The following is a 22,570-nucleotide window of genomic DNA, read 5'->3' as shown; positions in this document are numbered from 1 at the left end:
CTTAAGATTGATATTTTCAATTTTACCATTTACCCCAAGTTTGGAATCCTTTTGAACCCGGAGGTGCATTTTGAATTATATCAATAAATGGGATGGTGTAGGCGAATAAAATAAGTGCTGCTGTAATTCCAAGCCATAATTTCCAGTTTTCAAATACCATCGGTGCCTGTTCGTCACTGTTTTCTGCTTCTGCAACGGGGAATTCCTGTTCTCCTTTAGGTGCAAAGAAGGCAAGATTTACAAAGATTATAATGACTAAAATAATCCCCAAGAATAAAATCGAACCTCCAACTGCTTGAGCAATTTGATAAGGAATCCACTCGGCAGCCTGCTGTGCTCCACCGTAGGTTGAGAAAGAAGATCGTCTTGGCCCGCCAAGCAAACCTTGAATATGCATGGCTCCAGACATGAAAACCATTCCAATAAACCAAATCCATGCCTGAATAATACCCAATTTATTCATTGCCTTTGTTAATTGCCGTCCTGTTAAATGTGGAACGAGCCAGTATGATATACCAAAGAATGTTAATACAACAGACGTTGCCGCAGTTAAATGGAAATGGCCAGTTACCCAGATTGTATTATGGACAACCTGGTCCATTTGGTTCGAAGCGTTGATAATGCCGCCTGCCCCTGCAGGAATAAATGAAGCCATACCAATAAATGGTACAGTGAAACGTGCATCATTCCAAGGCAATACTTTGAACCAGCCAAAGAGGCCTGTTGCCCCTTTAGATCGACCATATCTTTCAAAAGTAGCAAACAAAGAGAATGCTGTCATCAATGATGGAATAATAACCATAAATGTTAAAATTACTTGTAAAAACTTCCATGCCGGATCAATACCAGGCTCAGTTAATTGGTGATGGAACCCAACCGGAATGGAGAAAAGGAGAAATAAAATAAACGACAGTCGTGCCAAGGAATCTGAAAAAATCTTTCCTCCAATAATTTTTGGAATAATCGCATACCAGCACATATACGCAGGCAGCAGCCAGAAATAAACTAATGGATGACCGAAATACCAGAATAAAGTCCGGCTGACTAAGACATCAACTGTGTCAATTAATCCTAGTGACCAAGGAAGCAGCTGGAATAAAACCGTTGCAGCGACACCTAATGTAGCAACAATCCAGAGGACTGTATTAATAACAGCCATAAAGCTCAATAATGGACTTGGCTTACCAGGATTGTTTTTACGCCATTTAGCATAGGTCATGATTTGGGCGGCACCGTCAACCCAGCTGCCAACAACTACAAAAGTTAAGCCTAAATAAAAAATCCAATGTGCTTTAAGTGGTGCATAGAAAGTATAAAGAACAGAAGCTTCTTTTAGTAAAACCATTGTTGCTGCCATCAGGGTTCCAATCAGCATCACCCAAAATCCTATCCAGCCAGTACGTCTGGCAGCATTTGAATGCCCACTGGTTGTGCGGCTTACAGCCGCATATTGGAATCCCATAATAAAAAAGGTGGTTAATACAAGACCCATTAAGACTCCATGGACCGTTAAAATTTGATAATAATCTATTCCCCATGGAAGTTCCCATTTACCCGACCTAACTAGAGTTTGTAGAAGACCCATTAATCCGCCAAGAGCAAGAGCAGAAAAGGCCACGAAAAAGTGAGCCATTGAAAGCTTTGCGTCACGCGGATCTACTTTTATCTTTACTTTATCGTTAGCCATTATTTAACCACCTCAATCTTTGCACTCATTAAGTGGTGTCCAGAACCACAATACTCATTACAAACAATTAAAAATTCGCCGGTCTTGTCAAATGTAGTCGTATACTCACTGACATAACCCGGCTCAAGCATCATATTTATATTGGTGCCTGCCATTTCAAAGCCGTGGATCACGTCCTTTGTTGTCGCAATCACTTTCACCTTCGCACCCAGTGGAACTTTAACCTGTGCTGGGTTATATGAGAAAGCAGATGCGACAAAAACTAACTCATAGTCCCATTCTTTTCCTTCCACTTTATGTAATCCGGGTTTATCAAAAGGTTTAGTTTGATCAACTTTTTCAGGATTAATGGTTGTTAAACAACTTGCCGGCTTATTGCCCAGGTAGAAAGCGCTGACACCGACCACCGATAGAAAAACGATCAGGCAGCCAATGCCAAAGGTCAGCCAGATTTTTTCATACTTATGCATATGCATAATCTCTTCCCCCTTCAATCAGTTAAAACCGTTCTACGTATAGGTAATAAACACTTACCCAGGTAATAATAATAAATGCTCCCAAAAAGAAAACGGACGCTAAAGTCCCTTTTAGAGAAGAGCTGTCTTCTACTTCAACTGCTGTTTTTGATTTAGTTTTCAGTTCCGCTTTCGCCATCCCCTTAGCACTCCCTTCAGAAAATAAATAAATCAATTCTCTCTTTCATAATACAAAACAATTGCAAAAGAAAAATATGAATTTATGCAGTTCACAAATTGTTCATTCCTTAGTTATCTACTATGTTAATGATAAAAACTTGATGTAACAGTGATTTAAATCACTAACCCGTTCAAAAAGTGTGAATAAACTGTGAACGCAGAGAAAGGCCTCTGATTAATGTGATTGAACATTATTTCACAAACACTTTAATGCCTATGCATATGTAAAGATCAAGGGAACATTCTTACTTAAAAAAAATATGATAATCCTATAGGGCTGAAATGTTACGGAAGTGAGTGATGAATGTGGAGAAATATTATTGCGAGAATTGTCGTCTATTATATGATGAGATGGAGCATTGCAAGGTTTGTGGGGTTTTAGCGAAGAACAAAATTAAGATTGAAATCCAAAAACAATCAGAGAAGTAAGAATAGGGATTAGTTACAAGAAACAAAGAATTGGAAAAGTTTATCTAATGAAGGAATTTGAAAACCGCGATATAATTTAAGTGCACAACAACAACCTTCAAAACGTTTGCTTCCCGGAAGTGGGAGGCCTTTTTTTTGCCTTTTTAGCAAATGGAATAATTTCTCATAAAAAGGTAAAAATATCCTCATCCAATTAAAAGGAGAATTTAAATGCCTTCTATTATTTCTGTATCTGAAGTAATCCCTCCTTTTCAGATAAATCAAAACGATGCATCTGCTTTTGCCCGTGAGCTTTTTACTGATTCATTTAAGGATATTGAGAGACTGTTGAAAGCCTTTCAGAACGGACAAATTGAAAAAAGGCATTTCGTTAAAGGGTTAGACTGGTTTAAAGCAACTCATACATTTGAAGAAAAAAACAATGCATATATTGAATCGGCTGTTACCCTTGGACGAGAGGCTATAGTAAATTGCTTACATAACAACCGTTTTCTTAAAGAGGAAATAGCCTATGGGGAAATTGATGCCATTTTCTTTATCTCAACCACAGGATTGTCCACTCCAAGTATCGATGCAAGGATCATTAATCTTTTACCATTTCATCCACATATTAAACGAATTCCCATTTGGGGATTGGGTTGTGCAGGGGGAGCAGCTGGGTTATCCAGGGCTTTTGAATACTGTTTAGCTTTTCCAAAGTCAAAGGTACTTGTCCTATCAATTGAGCTATGTAGTTTAACCTTTCAAAAGAACGACCTTTCAAAAAGTAATTTAATCGGAACTTCCCTGTTTGCCGATGGAATTGCATGTGCGTTGGTTATAGGTGATGAAGTACATAAAGAGACATATTGCAAGAGAACAAGCTCACCATCGATTCTTGCCACCCAATCAACGTTGATGCCTGATTCTTTAGATGTAATGGGATGGGATATTCGGAATTCAGGATTATTTGTAATCTTCTCCCGAGACATCCCACAAATTATCGAAGGATGGCTGAAACCAAATGTAATGGACTTCCTGTCTAAACATCAAATGGAATTAGGCCAAATCAATCACTTTATTGCACATCCTGGCGGTAAAAAGGTCTTGGACGCCTACGTAAAATCATTAGGAATTGCTGCTTCGATGAATGAAGTTTCAAGTGATGTCCTAAAGAATTATGGCAATATGTCTTCAGCGACTATTTTATATGTGCTAAGGCGCTTTATGGAATTGGATGTTCCTGAAGGCGACCTTGGACTGGCAACAGCTCTCGGCCCAGGGTTTAGCTCAGAATTACTTCTTTTGAGGTGGCAATAATGATGGTCATGACTCCATTTCTTTTGTTAATTGCTTTTATAGTTATTCAACGCATCCTTGAACTTTTAGTTGCTAAGAGGAATGAGATTTGGATGAAACAACAAGGTGCAGTTGAGTTCGGGAATAGGCACTATATCGTGATGGTTATTTTACATGTAATGTTTTTTGTATCTCTCTTGTCTGAAACGTTAATAATGAAGCGGGGAACTTCATTTTTATGGCCGTTGTTTTTATGTTTTTTTGTTCTAGCGCAGGTAGTGAGACTATGGGCTATTACTTCACTCGGTAAATTCTGGAACACAAAAATACTTGTTGTGAAAAATGCAAAGATTGTCAGGGATGGGCCTTATCGTTTTTTAAAGCATCCTAATTATACGGTTGTTGCCATTGAGTTTTTCGCTGTACCCATGCTCTTTAATTCGTACCTCACAGCGGTTCTGTTTACAGTTTTAAATGTCATGATGCTTATGATTCGAATCCCTATGGAAGAAAAGGCTTTAAAAACACTGACTGAATATGAAGAGATCTTTCACGACTGTAACCGCTTTATCCCAAGGTTTGTTAAATAATTGTGACAATTAAAAAAACCTTATTGAAAATGATTATCATACATGATAAAATGACATCAATAATGAAAATCATTCTCAAGGGATACTTACAACAAGGGGAGTGTTACAATTGACTATTGCTTTTGTTGGAGGAACGGTAATTATATACGCATTTGTCATGAAGCACGTATTAAAACATGTAACTCAATAACAATAAATGCCAAGGGGATAACCCTTGGCTTTTGTTGTTTTAAGGAGTTTTTTTACCCAAATGGAATGTCATGATAGGAAATGTTTGAATTATCGTATAAAATAAAAAATATGACTATGATGTTAAGGGGAAAATGTAATGGTGCAGACAGCTAGACGGGTAGAAACTTATCTTACACTAAAAAATAAAATGGTTTCGGTATATGAATATTTAAGAAATCATCAAGATCAAGTACAGGCCGAAAAAGTGCGGCAGCTTGCTAAAAAATTAGAGAGCCGAGAGTATTCAATAGCCTTTTGCGGCCATTTTTCAGCTGGAAAATCAACGATGATTAATCAGGTGGTAGGGGAAAATCTGCTGCCATCCAGTCCTATTCCAACAAGTGCGAATCTTGTAAAGGTAAAAACCGGGGAAGATTATGCAAAGGTATTCTTTAAAAATGAAAAACCAAGGCTTTACTTGGCTCCTTATGATTACGAGTTAGTAAAAAAATATTGCAAAGACGGTGACAAAATTGAGGAAGTGGAAATCAGCCACAGTGACTCAAAGTTACCAGCCAATACCATCATAATGGATACCCCAGGGATTGATTCGGCTGATGATGCTCACCGGATTGCTACAGAATCCGCGATCCACCTTGCGGACTTAATTTTTTATGTTATGGACTACAATCATGTTCAAGCGGAATTGAATTTTTTGTTTACGAAGGAATTAACAGAGGCCGGAAAAGAAGTATATCTTGTCATTAATCAAATCGATAAACATAAAGATGAGGAATTAACCTTTTCAGACTTTCAAAAAAGCGTTGTAGATTCATTTGCCTCATGGGGTGTAAAACCAGCAAAGATTTTTTATACCTCATTAAAAGAGGGGAGTCATCCGTTTAACCAGTTTCAACAATTACAAGAATTTATTGCACATAAGCTTGATAATAAAGATCAGCTGATAGTTCCATCTATTTATCAATCATTAAAGAAAATTTCCTTTGACCACCTGAATTTTGTGAAAAAGCAGGAAGCTGAAGAGATGGCTCCTTCTCTCGATGTACTGAATGAACTATCAGAGGAGCAGAGAGAACATTTATTAACTAACTATCACACACTTGTATCCAAGCTTAGCGAAGTGAAAGATCTCCCTGTTGAAAAGGAAAAGGAATTTGATTTTGAGATAGCTCAAATCATGAAGAACGCCTATCTTATGCCGTTTCAAACAAGAGAACTAGCCGAAAAATACTTGGTAAGCTGTCAACAGGATTTTAAAGTTGGTTTTCTATTTTCAAAGCAAAAGACTGAGGAGGAGCGAGGCAAGCGGTTAACTAGTTTCCATCAAGATCTGTTAGAAAAAACAAGAACACAGCTGGAGTGGCATTTACGTGAATTTTTACTCTCAGCCATAAAGGAAACAGAACTTAACCAGCCTGAACTCCAAGGGCTTGCACAATCTTTTTCTATACCTGTTCCGACAGATTTATTGAGTAATACAGTTAAGCAAGGTGCGCGTGTTACTGGAGACTATGTCCTTCATTATACCGAAGATGTAGCAAATGAGATTAAGAGAGCAGCCCGGCGTCAATTAACAGAATTTAAAGATAAATTAGTGGATGCTTTAAAAGCTCAAAATGCTGCATTAATGGAAAAATATGACCGGGAATATCAAGAGATAGGTAGGTATGTTCATGCGCTGGAAGAGCTGAACAAACATGAACAAGCAAATCTTAATCGGGAAAAATTAATTAATGAAATGCTAGAAAAATCGCCAGGCTTACAGGGGGATCTTGACAAGCTTTTTACATTTGAGGAAGAGGAGTACGAAGTAGTTCATTCCACTGGGGAAGTTACTAAGGCACAAGTAAAGACCGAGAATACAAAGGAAAAACAAGTAAGTCAGACAGAACATAAACAAGATAAGACACATGCAGGTGATCACTTACATGTAATAACAGCAAAACTAAACAAAGCATCCAGCCTAATAAAGGACCTGCCTGGGTTTGCCAAAATATCGAAGGAATTAGCCGAAAAAGCGGATCGGCTTGCTAATAAGGGTTTTACGGTAGCACTTTTTGGTGCATTCAGTGCAGGTAAATCTTCATTTGCCAATGCATTAATGGGGGAGAAGGTCCTGCCTGTTTCACCAAATCCCACCACAGCTGCAATAAATAAAATCAAACCTGTTACAGTTGAACATCCTCATGGAACTGTTCTAGTAAAATTTAAAGACGCAAAGACAATGCTCGAGGATATCAATCGATCCTTAAAGGTTTTTGATCTTCAAGCAGATAGTTTTTCAGATGCATTAAGCATGATTGACCGAATGATCCTTGAACAAGCTGAAGGGGTACAAGAAAAGACACATTTAGCTTTTTTACATGCCTTTCAAAAGGGATATCACTCCTTTGTGCCATTGCTCGGCAAGATAAAGACAACAGATTTGGCTGACTTTCATGAATTCGTGGCTCAGGAAGAAAAATCATGCTACGTTGAATGGATCGAACTATATTATGATTGTGAGCTGACACGGAAGGGAATCACATTAGTCGATACCCCAGGGGCAGATTCCATTAATGCCAGACATACGGGTGTAGCCTTTGATTATATTAAAAATTCGGATGCGATTCTTTTTGTCACCTATTATAATCATGCCTTTTCTAAGGCCGACCGCGAATTTTTAATCCAGCTGGGCCGTGTAAAGGAATCGTTCCAAATGGATAAGATGTTCTTTATCATTAATGCCATTGACTTGGCAGAAAATGAGGAGGAAAAGGAGTCCGTTGCGGAGTATGTAACAGACCAATTAGTTAAGTATGGCATAAGGAACCCGCATCTATATTCCTTATCTAGTCTTTTGGCAATTAATGAAAAGACCAATCCCGATTTACATGTTACTTCAGGTATGAAACCTTTTGAACGGGCATTCTATCATTTTATTTCAAATGATCTGACGGAAATGGCGATTTCTTCAGCAGAAAAGGAATTATCCAGAATTCATGAATTGGTTGTAACACTCATACAGAATTCTCAACAAGACCAGACGGCCAAGGCACAGAAAAGAGCAGAAATTGAAAGACAAAAAACGAGACTTAAAACTATACTTACTAACGAAGAAGTAAACGCATTACAAGATCGACTGAAGCACGAAGCGGAAGAATTAATTTTTTATATTAAACAAAGAGTCTTCTTGCGGTTTGGTGATTTCTTTAAGGAAGCATTTAACCCCGCTGCTTTAAGGGATGACGGCCGCAATTTGAAAAGGGCGCTGCATGCAGGACTAAATGAGTTTCTTGAGAGCTTTGGTTATGACTTTGCTCAAGAACTCAGGGCAACAACCGTAAGAATAGATCGGTTTATAGACAATCTGCTTAATGATTACCAAGATCGGCTTACTCGGAATTTACTTGAAATCAACCAAGAACTATCTTTTTCTGTGTTTGAAAAACAGGAAAGTAATCCAATAGATTTCCCAATTGCCTTTAAGGAGGCAGATCCGCAGGTATTTAATAAAGCTTTATCTTATTTTAAAAACCCTAAGTCCTTTTTTGAGAAAAACGAGAAGAAGTTAATGAGTGATGAGTTGTATCAAGTACTAGTTATACTTGCAGATGATTATTTAAAGACGGAAGCGGCTCGTTTGAATCACCATTTTGATAGAGAACTGAAGGACAATTACAGCCGTCTTTTAAAACAAATGGAAGTACAGGCAGAGGATTTTTATTTAAGTCTGCTTTCGGCCTTAGATGGAGGAGTCTCCATTGAGCTGTTAATGGAAATAGAGCGTAAGCTTTCAGAATAATGGGGGAGACGAGAGGCATGGAATTTGTAAAAGATCATGAATGGTTATTGAAACATGTAAAAGATGAGGATGTAAGGATTGTTGATTGCCGATTTTATTTAGCTGACCCAAAAAAAGGAAAAAATCATTATTTACAAAGTCACTTGCCTGGTGCTGTCTATTTTGATTTAGAACAGGACTTATCAGGAACTGTCGGAAATCACGGCGGACGCCATCCCTTGCCAGATGCTGCTGTTCTGGTTGAAAAGCTTAAAGAAGCTGGTATCAGTAATGATACGACAGTTATTGCTTATGATGATGGGGAAGGTGCGTTTGCCGCGCGTTTTTGGTGGATATTGCAATATCTCGGTCATGACCATGTGTTTGTACTTGACGGTGGATTCAAAAATTGGATCGAATCACATTTGCCGGTAACCAAGGAAATTCCAAACTTTAAAAGAGCCGAATTTCGATTAAATTTAAGGTCTGACTTGCTTGCAACGTATGAAGAGGTTAAGGAAGCCGTTGCAAGCCAAAATAAGATCTTAATTGATTCGCGTGAAGCAAAACGTTATCTTGGTTTAGAAGAACCAATTGACAAAAAGGCAGGACGTATTCCGGGCGCAATTAATAAACCCTGGATGGAAGGGCTAAGAAGAGGAAATTACTTACAAATCCCCGAACAAATACAGCGCTTTTCTGATTTAAATACAAACCAGCCGATTATCGTGTATTGCGGGTCAGGAGTAACAGCAGTCCCCAATTATCTTGCCTTAAAAGAAGCTGGTTTTAAAAATGTTAAACTGTATGTTGGAAGCTTTAGTGACTGGATTTCATATGAAGAAAATAAAATTGAAACCTCATGTTAGTCTACTTATGTTATAATGGTAGACGTGCTGTTTTTTAGTATAACAAGAGGAGGACTACAATAATGAATAATCTAAAGCCTTCACTAATGCTTGTTGATGGAATGGCCCTGTTATTCCGTGCTTTTTATGCCACGGCGGTAACAGGTCAATTTATGATAAATTCTAAAGGTATTCCTACTAATGGAATCCATGGTTTTGTGAAACATTTATTTACGGCCGTATCTTCTTTTAAGCCTACACACGTTGCAGTTTGCTGGGATATGGGAAGTAAAACATTTCGAACGGAGATATTTGCTGATTATAAAGGGAATCGCGGTGAGGCCCCAATTGAGCTAATACCGCAATTTGATCTGGTTAAAGAAGTTGTTGAGTCTTTTGATATTCCCAATATTGGATTATCCGGCTATGAGGCTGATGATTGTATCGGGACCATTGCACATCAAATGAAGGATCTAGCACATGTGTCGATTTTAACGGGTGACCAGGATATTCTTCAGTTGTTAGATGATAGTATATCGGTGATCCTGCTGAAAAAGGGTTATGGCAATTATCTGGTTCATACACCACAAACCTTCTTTGAAGAAAAGGGAATCATGCCTAGACAAATGATTGATTTAAAGGCTCTAATGGGGGATCCCAGCGATAATTATCCTGGAGTAAAAGGGATAGGGGAAAAAACTGCCCTTAAACTTTTAAAAGAGTTTGAACATGTAGAAGGAATTCTCGCGAATCTCGACAGCTTATCTAAATCTCACAAATCAAAGATTGAGCAGGATTTAGAGATGCTTCACTTGTCGAGAATCTTGGCGGAAATAAAATGTGATGTGCCAGTTTCTTGTGAACTTGAACGCACAGGTTTGTTAATTTCAAAGGAGAAGGCGTTAAGTAAGCTGATGGAAATAGAACTTCGCGGACTGCAGCGTTTTCTTCCGTTTGATGAGGCCGTTATATCTTAAGGTAAAGGGTGTTCCTGCTATAAGGGACACCCTTCTTTTAGCGGCTATGTTAAATTTTAGTATTACTCTTCTTCGCTCTGTTTTCTAACTTGCTTTTTGGATCCTCTGTCATCTCCGCATCCTGTCCATACCCCTGCGGATTTACTCCTGGAGCTTTCACTCCTCGACTAGCGTTACCTTTTTTAGTCATATAGCTCACCTCCCACTTTTTTAGTATTTCCACAAGGAATAATAAAACACCACTTTTTGAACAATAAAGAGTAGAGGTGATAGCATGAACAAAGGTGTTTACTTAGCTCTTTTTAGTATTGGTCTGGCCCAGGGTGTAAAGATTCCGATCCATTATTTTAAAAAAAGAGAATGGCGGCCTGAATTGTTTTTTGGAACGGGTGGAATGCCAAGTTCTCACTCTGCAGGTGTTTCAACCTTAACTACCTACATTGCTTTGCAAAGAGGATTACCAACCTTTGACTTTGCCCTATCCCTTGTCTACGGCTTAATTGTTATGTATGATGCGCAAGGCGTACGCCGGCAGACGGGAGAACTTACACTTAAAGTAAACTCAATGAACGATTTAATAAACAAAATTCATAAAGAAGAAAGCGTAGAATTTGAGCAGGAAGCTCCAAAAAAACTGAAAGAAGTGTTAGGTCATCAACCAGAGGAAGTAATTGGAGGAGCAATCTTTGGAGTGGCAGTGGGGATAATCGGACATCTTTGCACAAAAAAAGATAGAAAATTGTCGAAATTTAAGTTAAGATTTTAACTGTTCATATGTGTGGGAGAGGGTTGGTCAAGAGCGTGTCAACAGTTGAAGAGTATTTAACCTTCTTAAAAGGGAAGGGCTTTCACTTTCAAGATGAGGCGATTGGGTTTATTTTCTTCGGAAAACACTATACAAATGCTTCCGACGAGATCATTAATACGGCTATAGAACTAACATTAAAAGCGCAAAAACGTTTTGATGGGAGCTACTACGTCGCCCTTCTTGAGACGTTAACCTCGAATAAAATCAAATCAAGAAAAGCGGCTATACAATACGTTAAAGAAAAAGAGTTGATCTCTTTTTAATTATTACAACAAGCTCCCTTATAAAGGGGGCTTGTTAACTTTCGAGACCTTTCGTTTTCTTTAGAAAATTTAACTTCCCTGATGGCAGTTCAGCAAAAATCATTCCCATAAAAATTAAGATGCATCCAAATAGAGCATTAATCGACAATCTTTCATTGGCCCAGAAGTAACCAGCAAATGCAGCAAAAACTGGCTCCATGGCAAAAATTAACGCAACCCTAGTTGCCGAAGTGTACTTTTGAAAATTAGTTTGAACAAAAAAAGCAAAGGCAGTAGCAAAAACACTGGTGATTATTAACGCAATCAAAACATCCTTTGATAATAAAATATTTATTCTTACTGACTGATTAAAATCTTCAAAAATGAACGAAGCCACAGTAGAAAATAGTGCAACGGTTGAAATTTGAATAACCGTTAATAATAGTGTAGGGTACTTATTGCTGTACTTCCCGGTTATAATAATATGCATACCAAAACTTATAGCACAGATAAAAACGAACCCATCACCCATATTTAGACCGGTTACGTCAGTAAATGTCAAAAAAAATAAACCAATGGTTGCCGCGATCGCACCAATAACAGCATTTTTACTTGGGGATTGCTTAAGTAAAATAAGAGAAAAAAGCGGGACTAATACAACACTTAGACCTGTGATAAACCCTGCCTTAGAGGTAGTGGTATATAAAAGACCAATGGTTTGGGTGATATACCCCAGGAAGAGCCAAAAACCAATCAATAGCCCTGACGCAAGCAATTTGATGTTTATCTGTTTAAGCTGCTTAAAATCAAAGATAAGCAGGCAGATAAACAATAGAATGGCTGCAATAATAAAACGTATGCCATTAAAAGCGAATGGCGGAAGAAAATCAATTGCATTTTGGACTAACACAAAAGTGGTACCCCAAATAAAGGTAACAAACAGTAAACTTAAATCGGCAATCAATGATTTTTTCATATGTTTCTTACTTCTCCTCGTGGTTGTTTTTTTGTATCGCTAATCTAGCCAGTTCATCAGCCACTTTGTTTTCTGAACTTGGGATCCACTTCATGAAGAATAAATCAAATTTATTCGTTAATTCTAATGCTTTCTCAAGTAAAGGAGCATATGATTTATTTTTAGTAAACTCTCTCTCCACAGACATATTTACCAATTCAGAATCTGTACGAAAAGAGACAATAGAACCTGTTAACCCTTTTGTTTTGCAAATGTTCAGAGCCTCGATAAATGCATGAAATTCGGCTTCATGGTTTGACATGTTTCCAAGCGGTATTGAATATCTTTCTGAAGTGCCATTTCCTTTTATAAAAATCCCGGCTCCGCTTGGTCCAGGATTACCAGCACTTGCTCCATCAATATAGACTTCAATCACTGCTGTTTCCTCCTCAATGATTAGAGTAACATTCAACTATAAAGAAGTTTAACATATTTTATCATTGCCATGCAGGAGAATAATTTTTCTATATTACAACCGGTTAAGATAAATATATCGATATTTTTGTCCTAACTGAATAAGCTAGTGGATAAGACGAAAGAAAACAAATATGAAAGGCTGGCAAATATGAATTATAAGCTTGAATGGATGTATAAAGTAAAAAGTAATGAAAGAATCCGTGTGTTTTCAGATTGGTTGTCTGGTGAATTAGCAGTTCAATTTGCAGAGGAGTTAGAGGCGACTGGGAAAGTAACGGAGATATATTTTTATGATGAAGCAGGGACATCTTGGATTCTAAAAGAGATGAAAAAACTCCTGACAGAAATTGAAGAAGATCCCCATGAAATTACTGTTTTTTTTGACGGTGGTTTTCAAAAGGACACGAATCAAGCCGGACTTGGAGCGGTTATCTTTTTTAAGCAAGGGAAAAAGAAGTACCGTATTCGTGCCAATCAACGTTTTGATGAGATGGAATCTAATAGCGAAGCCGAGTATGCGGCATTTTATTTTGCACTGAATATATTAGAGGATTTAGGTGTTCATCATTTATCGTGTGAGTTTAAGGGAGATTCTCAAGGTGTATTAAAGCAGTTGGAAGGGGAATGGCCATGTTATGAAGAAACCCTTAACAGTTGGCTTGACAGAATTGAACAAAAAATAAAGGCATTAGGTATGCATCCAAAGTTTACGGTAATACCTCGTAAAGAAAACAAGGAAGCCGATAAATTGGCTACTCAAGCTTTAGAGGGAAAAGAAATATTTGCTAAAACATTAATCCTATAGAAGGGGTGTAAAGTAATCGTGAAGCCTTCCGTAAGAAAGGAATTATTAAGCCAATTAGAAGGCTTGATGAATCAATATTGTAGTGGCTGTTTTTTGCATGAGCATCTAAAAAAGGAAGACGGACGGAGAGCTGCTCATCGTTTTTGTATTTCACAATGTACCATTGGTGAAAAACTTAGGGAGTACGGGAAAAGATTAATTTAGAAGAACTAAAAAAGGCTGACGAAGAATCGTCAGCCTTTGAATGGTTAATATTAGAAAGGATTAAAGTTTTACTACGTTAGCAGCTTGTGGTCCACGGTTTCCTTCAACGATTTCGAAAGAAACTTCTTGACCTTCTTCTAATGATTTGAAGCCTTCACCTGTGATCGCACTGAAATGTACGAATACATCGTCTCCGCCTTCAACTTCGATAAAACCAAAACCTTTTTCGTTGTTAAACCATTTTACTTTACCGTTTTGCATGTACTTCTTCCTCCTAAGCCTATCGTGGCACCCCTTGGTACCAAGTTAAATATTATCATGTACAAAGAAATTAATTCGGTTACATGATGTTTTAAATATACAATAAGAAAAATGGTCAGTCAAGGAATCGCAGGTGTTTTTTTCCTTAAAAATCATTGTTTCTGAATAATTTATAAATATTTCGTTTATCCTTCTGGGATGAATATAAAATAGGCTCTTCCTCATATGTATAAGTAATTACAATTACATTCGAGGCGGGGGGAGCCCATGTACCGTTTTTCAATTTCTGGAGAGAATTGGATATTAAGGTTTTCACCACAAGTCTTAATTGAAGCAGAAGAAAAACAAGCCATACTCATGTCATTGATGCATATCGGAAATGAACTGGCTGATTTCTCTCACGGGAGTGCCTTTATCATGTTTGCTAAGAAAATCGGGGCAATCGTCTTTGAAGTAGAACGGATACCATCATTAATTCTGACTGTCTCAAATATTGTTCCTGAAGAGCATTGGTATGTTCAGGAAAAGAACTCTTTTAAGCAAATCGAAAATAATAAAAGAATATTCTAAAATGTCTTTCATTAATTATGATATGTTAACCAAATGCAGTTAAGCCCCGGTCTTCACTTAATGGCTCGCCAATCGGCGGGCTTTTTTTCTTAGGCAGAATATTTCTGCCTAATTTTTTTACCTTTACGAAATGAGTTTGAAGTGGGAAAATGAATCAGGGATGCTTTAAGAAGGAGCAAATAAAATGAAACTAATTATTGCTGAAAAACCCGATCAAGGTTCAACCTTAGCTTCTATATTTAAACATAAAAGACAAAATGGTTTTATTGAAATCTTTCCAAACGATACTTTCCAGAAAGGTGCCTATGTAACTTGGGCAATCGGTCATCTTTGCCAGCTGGTCGCACCAGAAAAGTATGAATCGGGCTGGAAAAAATGGTCATTGGACAGTCTGCCTATTATACCAGAACAATTTCAATATGAAGTAACGAAAGATAAAGCCAAACAGTTTGCTATCATTAAAAAGTTAGTCTCAGATCCGAATGTAACTGAAATAATCCATGCAGGGGATGCGGGTCGTGAAGGTGAGTTAATTATCCGGAATATTTTACGCTTAACAAACTGTAAAAAACCAATGAAACGTCTTTGGATCTCATCGTTAACACCCAACGCCATACGCGATGGATTCACTAAATTATTGGATGAGCAGGACACCAAAAGTTTATATTTTGAGGCCTATACCCGTGCCTGTGCAGATTGGATAGTCGGTATGAACGGATCCCGGCTTTATAGTTTGTTACTTCAGCAAAAAGGCTTTTCAGACGTTTTTTCAGTTGGAAGAGTACAAACCCCAACCTTGGCCCTTATTGTAAAAAGAGAGTTAGAGATTGAAAATTTTAAGTCTGAGCCATTTTGGGAGGTTATTGCCCAATTTAAGATTAATGGAAAAAAATATAAAGGCAAATGGCAGAGTGACGGGGAAACCCGTGTGAAGACTAAGGAGATGGCTGAAAAAGTAGCTGCCTTCTGTCAAAACAAGCTGGCTGAAGTGGCAGAGGTAATTTCTGAAAGAAAAGAATTTTTACCACCACTGTTATATAATCTTTCAGCATTACAGGCGGAGGCCAATAAACGCTATAAACTTCCTCCTAAAAATACTTTAGATATTACGCAAAAACTCTATCAAAAAGGGTTTGTTTCCTATCCACGCTCCGATTCGAGGTACGTTACAAAAGAAGAGGCCAATACCTTCCCTGATATTCTAGATAAACTAAGTCGTATTAAAGATTACCAAAGTTATTTTCCACTTCCGATTGCCTCAATTGCTGATAATAAACGGTATGTAAATGAAAAAAAGGTTACGGATCACTATGCGATTATTCCAACTGAACAAATACCAAATGTAGATCGGCTGGATACGGATGAACGAAAGATTTATGATTTAATTGTTACTAGTCTCATAGCCGCTCACTATAATAAGTCTGTAGCAGAGTATACCACTGTTACGACTTTAGTAGATGGCAGGGCTTCGTTTATATCCAAAGGAAAGGTGCAACTTGAAGAGGGCTGGCGTAAAGTGTTAAATCACAAGGAACGTGAGGATGAGCCTGAATTGCCTGCACTGACAAAGGGTGAGCAGGGGAATACGGTAAAAGTAGATATAAAGGAAAGTCAAACACAGCCGCCTAAGCGTTATACCGAAGGACAACTGATTACATTAATGAAAACAGCAGGAAAGCATATAGATGATAAGGAACTTGAGAAAATCCTTACCAAAACGGAAGGATTAGGAACAGAAGCGACTAGAGCGGGTATTATCACTATGCTTAAGGACCGATTATATATTGAAGTCAAAAAGAATCTTGTGTATGCAACGGCCAAAGCGAAAATATTGGTTGAAGCGATTGGTAAGGAAATTCTTGCTTCACCTGAAATGACAGCAAAGTGGGAGCAAAAGCTAAAGGAAATCTCGGAAGGTTCTGCTGTCCCCAAGCATTTTATGGAACAAACAAAAAAAATGGTCCTGCATTTAATCAATTCTGGTTTGGAACAATCTGCAAACTGGGCTTTTTCTGATGAAATCACTCAGAATTTTACCCCTGGTAAACAAAAAGGGAAGAGAAGAGCACAACCCAAATTAGGAAGCTGTAAAAGATGCGATGGAGATGTGGTTGATAAAGGAACCTTTTATGGCTGTAACAACTACAGTAAAAATAAATGTACATTTACGATTTCAAAAAAAATCCTAGGGAAGAATATTACCCAGAAAAATGTTAAGCTGCTGCTGGCAGGTGAAAAAACAGAACTGATCGAAGGATTTACCAACAAGGACAAAACATTTAATGCCAGGCTAATTCTGGATGAACAGGAAAAGAAAATAAAATTTCTATTTGAAGAGATGAGTGTAAAATAACTTCATGTTCTTCATCCGTGAGAAAGAACCTTGTCACTCATTTTTTATTATAGTAAACTTTTAGAAGAGATATTTTTTGGAGGTTTAGGGATGCCAACACCTAGTATGGAAGATTATATTGAACAAATATATATATTGATTGAAGAAAAAGGATACGCCCGTGTATCAGATATTGCCGAGGCGTTGTCTGTCCATCCCTCCTCTGTAACAAAAATGGTCCAAAAACTTGATAAAGATGAATATTTAGTATATGAGAAATATAGAGGACTCAGTTTGACACCTAAGGGAAATAAAATTGGTAAACGCCTGGTCTTCCGACACGAGCTGCTAGAGCAATTCCTCAAAATTATTGGGGTAAAGGATGAAAACATCTATCATGATGTGGAAGGAATCGAACATCACTTAAGCTGGGACTCGATCGATCGGATTGGTGATCTTGTTCAATTTTTTGAGGATGATCAGAACCGGATTAAGGCGTTAAAGGAAATTCAAAAGCAAAACGAACAAGAATAGCATGTATAAACAAAAAGCACTCAGCTAAAGCTGGGTGCTTTTAAAATAGACTTGGATAATTGTCAAAGGATTGTTCAAGCTCGGGCATGAGAGTTAATGTTCCATTGGTGGCTTCTAGGGTTTGTATACCTTGGATTAAACCTTGCTCAACATCCATTAATGCTTTGCGGTAAGAAATGATCCGCCCTTCGGAGGTAACAAAATTAATAATGTCTCCAGAGTGATTACGATGGACTGCTGTTATTTTTTCCATATAGAAAACTCCCTTCCAAAGTATTATTGCTAATATAACCGAATAATAAACAAGATATAAACGCAAAAAAAAAGCATCGTCAGCCGATGCTTTTACCCCCAATTAAAAGGGGTTTCTTGGTATACATAATAATTTAACCAATTGGAGAAGAATAAATGTCCATGTGACCGCCAACGATTAATAGGTGGTTGTGTGGGATCATTATTTGGAAAGTAGTTTTCCGGCATATGAATTTCAAGACCTTTTTGCAAGTCCCTTTCATATTCTTGTGCCAGTGAATCGGAGTCATACTCCAAATGTCCGGTGACCATGACATGTTTTCGATCTCTTGAAGAAACTAACAATGCGCCTGCTTCTTCGGAGGCCGCTAATAATTTTAATTCAGGATTTTTCATGATGGAATCGATAGATACATCTGTATAACGTGAATGGGGAGCATAAAATTGGTCGTCAAAGCCCCTCAATAATATATCATTTTGTTCAAAAATCTGGTGAGCGTAAATCCCTGAGCATTTTCGTTCTAATTCAAATTTGTTAATTCCGTAAAGATAGTAAAGAGCAGCCTGTGCCCCCCAGCAGATATGCAAGGTTGAGGTTACATTTTGGTCCGCCCAGTCCATTATTTCTTTTAGTTCATTCCAATATTTTACTTGTTCAAACTCCAATAATTCAACTGGCGCCCCAGTAATGATCATCCCGTCAAATTTTAAATTTTTTATTTGTTGAAAAGTAGTATAAAACTGTTCTAAATGCTGTTTGCTCGTATGGGTTGACTCATAGGAATCTGTTTTCAAAAAATTCACATTTACCTGTAAAGGCGAGTTTCCTAATAAACGTAAAAATTGAGTTTCAGCTTTTTCTTTTTCCGGCATTAAATTTAATATTAAAATATTTAATGGCCTTATATCTTGGCTGATTGCCCTCTCATCATCCATAATGAAAATATTTTCTTGCTCGAGTATCTCCCTTGCAGGAAGCTGTCTAGGTATATTAATAGGCAAGTGATTGTCCCCTTTCTAATCCATTAAATATACAAGGTATTTGTGTGTATGAAATTACCTGCAGATGGAGTTTATGAATTCTTAAAAAAATCCAATACTTACATTATAAACATTATTGTAAATTCAGAAAAGATACTAATTTCAATATAATATCATATCGGAATAAAAAAGCTAATTTGGTACAATGGTAGTGCGGTAATAATTTATGCTTAATACGGGGGATTAACGTGACAATGAATACATCAATGAAATCAGATATTGAAATTGCACAAGCAGCTAAAATGAATCCTATAGTTGAGATTGCGGAAAAAATCGGTTTAGATGAAAATGACTTGGAGCTTTACGGCAGATTTAAGGCGAAGCTTTCCAATACGGCATTAAACAAAATAAAGACAAATAAAGAAGGGAAAATTATACTCGTTACCTCCATTAATCCTACGTCTGCGGGTGAAGGGAAATCTACAGTGACTGTTGGGCTTGGAGATGCGTTTAATCGACTTGGAAAAAAGGTGATCATTGCCATGCGTGAGCCTTCCCTAGGGCCGACCATGGGAATTAAAGGCGGAGCTACAGGCGGCGGCTATTCTCAGGTGCTGCCAATGGAGGACATAAACCTGCATTTTACTGGAGACCTTCATGCAATTTCGACTGCAAATAATGCGCTGGCAGCGTTAATAGATAATCATCTTCATCAGGGCAATGAGCTAAACATTGATCAAAGAAGAATTGTTTGGAAACGGGCATTAGATTTAAATGACCGTGCTTTAAGGAAAGTAGTGGTTGGGCTTGGAGGAGCCCTTCAAGGTGTACCGAGAGAAGACGGATTTGATATTACGGTAGCTTCTGAAATCATGGCTGTCCTTTGTTTAGCAAAGGACCTAAAGGATTTAAAGTTGCGGCTATCCCGAATGGTCGTTGCCTATAATGTAAATAAAGAACCAGTTACAGTAGCTGATTTGGGTGTCGAGGGTGCGTTAGCTTTGTTATTAAAAGATGCTATTAAACCTAATCTTGTTCAAACCATCGGGCATACGCCGGCGCTCATTCATGGTGGACCATTCGCAAATATTGCTCACGGCTGCAATAGTGTAATTGCCACTACAACTGCTCAAAGATTAGCTGATTATGTCATTACTGAAGGCGGATTTGGGGCCGATTTAGGAGCGGAGAAATTCTTACATATTAAAGCACGGAGCGCTGGAATTAAACCAGAGGCCGTTGTGGTCGTTGCAACCATTCGTGCTTTAAAAATGCACGGTGGTGTAGCAAAGCAAGAATTGGCAAAAGAGAATATTTCAGCACTTGCACTTGGAATGGCCAATTTACAGAAACATATTGAAACAGTAAAAAGCTTTGGGCTGCCTGTGGTGGTTGCCATCAACAAATTTATTACCGATACAGCGCAAGAGGTTCAGACATTATTAAAATGGTGTGAAACGGAAAATGTACCAGTTGCCTTAACAGAAGTATGGGAAAAGGGAGGAGAGGGCGGAATAGAACTTGCCCAAACACTTTTAGAGGTTATCGAAAAAGAGGAAAACCATTTCCATCCGCTCTATGAACTAGCTGATCCGATTGAAGAAAAGGTTAGAACAATTGTCCAAGTCGTTTACGGGGGCAAGGATGTTGAATTCTCTCAAAAAGCTAAAAAACAATTAGTAGACTTTGAAAAGTTTGGCTGGTCACATCTTCCTGTCTGTATGGCCAAATCACCATATTCCCTATCAGATGATCCTGCGAAGCTGGGCAGGCCGACAGGCTTCACGGTATCAATAAGAGAGTTTAAGCCATCGATTGGAGCTGGTTTTATCGTTGCATTAACAGGTGAGGTCATGACCATGCCAGGACTTCCAAAAAAGCCGGCTGCTTTAACTATGGATGTCGATGATCAAGGAAATGCGTTAGGACTTTTTTAAAGGGAGTCGAGTGAGGATGTTTGATCCAACAGCCTTTGATAATATGAAGGTAGTAATAGAAGGGGCTCTTTATGATCGGGACATAGAGGGGGAAATTGTCATAACTGATCGAAATGATTGGCTCAATATGGCCAAAATGACCCGATCCTTTGATATATCCTTTCGATTGCCAAATGATACAGTTATTGCCAAAGTAGAAATAACCTCAAATTTAATTAACATAGCTGCGGAGCTATTACCGGCTATTCAGATTGAACGGAATGCAGGATGTTATGTTCAGTTACAATTTATCCTTAGTCAGCTAGAAGAGTTCAATAATCAGAAGATAAATCATATCGTCTTGGATATTTGGGGAAAAGACAGAGATATTTTACTCTCTAATCAATACAATCCACTTGAAGGAGAAAATAATTTGTCAACTATTGTCTCGGTAAATTTTGTTCGTTTAATTACGGAGGACCAAATGGACGATATAATAGACATGACAGATTTTATCATAACAACTCTTGAGCGGTTGAGCAGTATTAAAAGAGAAGAGTAATTGACCAGTTAGGAAGTAACTGGTCATTTTTTGAATATTTACAATTTTTGAATTAAAAGGTACATTTATAATAAGAGTTGGATGCCTTAAATGAGGAGGGAGAAGTATGGTTAAAACCGCGTGGGTTACCGATAGTACTGCCTATTTAGATGAGGAACTAAAGAATCATCAACATTTATATACCATCCCCTTAACCGTTTTACTTGATGGAGATGAATATTCTGATGGAATTGACCTAACCTCAACAGAGTTATTTTCTAGATTGAAGAATTTAAAGAACCCGCCATTAACCTCACAGCCATCCGTAGGTTCGTTTCAATCTTTATATGAACAGCTTGCAAAACAATACGACCAAATTGTAACCGTACTTATCTCTGGGAAACTTAGCGGAACGGTTTCTTCGAGCAGACAGGCAGCATCACTCGTAGATATTCCTGTTATGACCTTTGATTCACACATCCTTACCTACCCCATGTCTGCATTAATCAAGAAGGGAATGGAATTGATAAAAGATGGTCATAGTCTTGAATCGATGATCGGGCAATTGGAACAAATTAGGGATACAGGTGAGACCTATGTTCTTGTTGGGAGCCTTGAACAGCTGCATAGAGGGGGACGAATGACCGGATTGCAGTTTTTTCTAGGAAGCATGCTCAATGTTAAACCAATTATTTCAATTGATGATGGAGCCCTTAATGTGAAAGAAAAAGTTAGAGGCGAGAAAAAAGCTAAAGAAAAAATGCTTGATTACTTCAAAACATCTTATAAACAAAACCAAATCAAAGAGGTCTACATTTTGTACGGATTACATGAAGAACAGACAAAACAATGGCAATCTGAACTTCGGGAGCAGTTTCCAAATGTTAAAATTATCAGCTGTCCATTAGGAGCAGTAATTGGCGTCCATGCTGGGGAAAACACCCTTGGAATTAGTTGGTTTAATGACCTAAAATAACTTCTCACCTGACTGTACATACTATAAAGGTCATTCAGCTTTAATGAGAGGGGTGTCACATGCGATGAGCAAGCAAGGAAGACAAAATGCCAATCAAACAAGAGAACAAATTGAAAAGCAAGATATCAGCAATGATGTTGAATTAGGCAGTGAGTTTCAAATTGGCAACACTAAGTCACAAAGCCAGAAAAAAAGCGGCCGCCAGGCAAACAAAAAATAACCTCGAGTAATCGGGGTTATTTTTTATTTACTATTCA

Annotated in this window: 25 protein-coding genes; 16 read left to right on the top strand and 9 right to left on the bottom strand. The window is 37.9% G+C overall.

The genetic code is table 11. The features are described from left to right. Positions 1–22 precede the first annotated feature (22 nt). From GXK58_RS07240 to GXK58_RS07230, 3 genes are read right to left on the bottom strand one after another with little or no spacing between them, the layout of a single operon-like run. Positions 23–1,687 (bottom strand): b(o/a)3-type cytochrome-c oxidase subunit 1, encoded by a 1,665-nt coding sequence (locus GXK58_RS07240; RefSeq protein WP_160721253.1) that lies wholly within the window; start codon positions 1,685–1,687, stop codon positions 23–25. After that, complete coding sequence (locus GXK58_RS07235; RefSeq protein ID WP_160721251.1) at positions 1,687–2,163, bottom strand: cytochrome c oxidase subunit II; 477 nt, start codon at positions 2,161–2,163, stop codon at positions 1,687–1,689. Before GXK58_RS07235 ends, GXK58_RS07240 begins: the two co-directional genes overlap by 1 nt. A gap of 22 nt (positions 2,164–2,185) precedes the next feature. After that, positions 2,186–2,341 (bottom strand): cytochrome c oxidase subunit 2A, encoded by a 156-nt coding sequence (locus GXK58_RS07230; RefSeq protein WP_160721249.1) that lies wholly within the window; start codon positions 2,339–2,341, stop codon positions 2,186–2,188. Between the two features lie 680 nt (positions 2,342–3,021). Here GXK58_RS07230 and GXK58_RS07225 point away from each other — a divergent pair. The 5 genes from GXK58_RS07225 (at position 3,022) to GXK58_RS07205 (ending at position 10,459) form a co-directional block, all read left to right on the top strand. After that, complete coding sequence (locus tag GXK58_RS07225) at positions 3,022–4,110, top strand: type III polyketide synthase (protein ID WP_160721247.1); 1,089 nt, start codon at positions 3,022–3,024, stop codon at positions 4,108–4,110. Beyond that, positions 4,110–4,679, top strand: coding sequence for an isoprenylcysteine carboxyl methyltransferase family protein (locus GXK58_RS07220; protein WP_160721245.1), 570 nt, complete (start codon positions 4,110–4,112; stop codon positions 4,677–4,679). The genes GXK58_RS07225 and GXK58_RS07220 overlap by 1 nt, the downstream gene beginning before the upstream one ends. Before the next feature lie 328 nt (positions 4,680–5,007). Further along, entirely contained in the window at positions 5,008–8,655 is a 3,648-nt protein-coding gene (locus GXK58_RS07215; protein ID WP_160721243.1) for a dynamin family protein, read from the top strand. A 17-nt stretch (positions 8,656–8,672) separates the two neighbouring features. Next, a complete protein-coding gene (locus tag GXK58_RS07210; RefSeq protein ID WP_160721241.1) occupies positions 8,673–9,503 on the top strand; it encodes a sulfurtransferase in 831 nt (276 codons plus the stop codon). 62 nt (positions 9,504–9,565) lie between these two features. Continuing rightward, positions 9,566–10,459: a 5'-3' exonuclease gene (locus GXK58_RS07205; protein ID WP_160721239.1), complete on the top strand. Its 894-nt coding sequence runs from the start codon at positions 9,566–9,568 to the stop codon at positions 10,457–10,459. A 49-nt stretch (positions 10,460–10,508) separates the two neighbouring features. Here GXK58_RS07205 and sspL read toward each other — a convergent pair whose 3' ends face one another. Next, positions 10,509–10,649, bottom strand: a complete 141-nt coding sequence (gene sspL / locus GXK58_RS07200; protein WP_160721237.1) for a small, acid-soluble spore protein L — start codon at positions 10,647–10,649, stop codon at positions 10,509–10,511. Positions 10,650–10,733: 84 nt separating this feature from the next. Here sspL and GXK58_RS07195 point away from each other — a divergent pair, with 84 nt between their 5' ends. Further along, entirely contained in the window at positions 10,734–11,225 is a 492-nt protein-coding gene (locus tag GXK58_RS07195; RefSeq protein WP_160721235.1) for a divergent PAP2 family protein, read from the top strand. A 35-nt stretch (positions 11,226–11,260) separates the two neighbouring features. Then, the gene (locus GXK58_RS07190) at positions 11,261–11,530 is read left to right on the top strand and encodes a DUF6123 family protein (protein WP_160721233.1); all 270 of its coding nucleotides are present in this window, start codon (positions 11,261–11,263) and stop codon (positions 11,528–11,530) included. 34 nt (positions 11,531–11,564) lie between these two features. Here GXK58_RS07190 and GXK58_RS07185 read toward each other — a convergent pair whose 3' ends face one another. Together GXK58_RS07185 and GXK58_RS07180 are read right to left on the bottom strand one after the other, a co-directional pair. After that, entirely contained in the window at positions 11,565–12,485 is a 921-nt protein-coding gene (locus GXK58_RS07185) for a DMT family transporter (RefSeq protein ID WP_160721231.1), read from the bottom strand. A 7-nt stretch (positions 12,486–12,492) separates the two neighbouring features. Continuing rightward, entirely contained in the window at positions 12,493–12,900 is a 408-nt protein-coding gene (locus tag GXK58_RS07180; RefSeq protein ID WP_160721229.1) for a reverse transcriptase-like protein, read from the bottom strand. Between the two features lie 189 nt (positions 12,901–13,089). Between GXK58_RS07180 and GXK58_RS07175 the strand changes: the two genes are divergently transcribed. Continuing rightward, positions 13,090–13,746: a reverse transcriptase-like protein gene (locus GXK58_RS07175; protein WP_160722162.1), complete on the top strand. Its 657-nt coding sequence runs from the start codon at positions 13,090–13,092 to the stop codon at positions 13,744–13,746. A gap of 18 nt (positions 13,747–13,764) precedes the next feature. Next, positions 13,765–13,950 (top strand): zinc-finger domain-containing protein, encoded by a 186-nt coding sequence (locus tag GXK58_RS07170; RefSeq protein WP_160721227.1) that lies wholly within the window; start codon positions 13,765–13,767, stop codon positions 13,948–13,950. Positions 13,951–14,010: 60 nt separating this feature from the next. On the opposite strand, the gene cspD is transcribed toward GXK58_RS07170, so the two are convergent. After that, positions 14,011–14,211 (bottom strand): cold-shock protein CspD, encoded by a 201-nt coding sequence (cspD, locus tag GXK58_RS07165; RefSeq protein WP_026563856.1) that lies wholly within the window; start codon positions 14,209–14,211, stop codon positions 14,011–14,013. Positions 14,212–14,478: 267 nt separating this feature from the next. Here cspD and GXK58_RS07160 point away from each other — a divergent pair, with 267 nt between their 5' ends. The 3 genes from GXK58_RS07160 to mntR all read left to right on the top strand — a co-directional run bounded on the left by GXK58_RS07160 (position 14,479) and on the right by mntR (position 17,647). Further along, on the top strand, positions 14,479–14,781 hold the full coding sequence (locus GXK58_RS07160) for a hypothetical protein (RefSeq protein ID WP_160721225.1): 303 nt from the start codon (positions 14,479–14,481) through the stop codon (positions 14,779–14,781). A gap of 184 nt (positions 14,782–14,965) precedes the next feature. After that, positions 14,966–17,134: a DNA topoisomerase III gene (locus GXK58_RS07155; RefSeq protein WP_160721223.1), complete on the top strand. Its 2,169-nt coding sequence runs from the start codon at positions 14,966–14,968 to the stop codon at positions 17,132–17,134. Positions 17,135–17,224: 90 nt separating this feature from the next. Beyond that, on the top strand, positions 17,225–17,647 hold the full coding sequence (gene mntR, locus GXK58_RS07150; protein ID WP_160721221.1) for a transcriptional regulator MntR: 423 nt from the start codon (positions 17,225–17,227) through the stop codon (positions 17,645–17,647). A gap of 40 nt (positions 17,648–17,687) precedes the next feature. On the opposite strand, the gene GXK58_RS07145 is transcribed toward mntR, so the two are convergent. After that, positions 17,688–17,900, bottom strand: coding sequence for a DUF3892 domain-containing protein (locus GXK58_RS07145; protein WP_160721219.1), 213 nt, complete (start codon positions 17,898–17,900; stop codon positions 17,688–17,690). Positions 17,901–17,992: 92 nt separating this feature from the next. Further along, positions 17,993–18,901, bottom strand: a complete 909-nt coding sequence (gene metA / locus GXK58_RS07140) for a homoserine O-acetyltransferase MetA (RefSeq protein ID WP_160721217.1) — start codon at positions 18,899–18,901, stop codon at positions 17,993–17,995. A gap of 233 nt (positions 18,902–19,134) precedes the next feature. Between metA and GXK58_RS07135 the strand changes: the two genes are divergently transcribed. The 4 genes from GXK58_RS07135 (at position 19,135) to GXK58_RS26980 (ending at position 22,533) form a co-directional block, all read left to right on the top strand. Next, on the top strand, positions 19,135–20,817 hold the full coding sequence (locus GXK58_RS07135) for a formate--tetrahydrofolate ligase (RefSeq protein ID WP_237389593.1): 1,683 nt from the start codon (positions 19,135–19,137) through the stop codon (positions 20,815–20,817). A gap of 16 nt (positions 20,818–20,833) precedes the next feature. Then, complete coding sequence (locus GXK58_RS07130) at positions 20,834–21,358, top strand: hypothetical protein (protein ID WP_160721215.1); 525 nt, start codon at positions 20,834–20,836, stop codon at positions 21,356–21,358. 106 nt (positions 21,359–21,464) lie between these two features. Then, entirely contained in the window at positions 21,465–22,313 is an 849-nt protein-coding gene (locus tag GXK58_RS07125; RefSeq protein WP_160721213.1) for a DegV family protein, read from the top strand. A 64-nt stretch (positions 22,314–22,377) separates the two neighbouring features. Further along, on the top strand, positions 22,378–22,533 hold the full coding sequence (locus GXK58_RS26980; protein WP_202171313.1) for a hypothetical protein: 156 nt from the start codon (positions 22,378–22,380) through the stop codon (positions 22,531–22,533). Positions 22,534–22,570 lie beyond the last annotated feature (37 nt).

The organism is Bacillus sp. USDA818B3_A (assembly GCF_009928415.1).
GTDB lineage: Bacteria > Bacillota > Bacilli > Bacillales > Cytobacillaceae > Neobacillus.
Note: the sequence above shows the minus strand (reverse complement) of the source record. Positions and strands in the feature narration are given on the sequence as shown.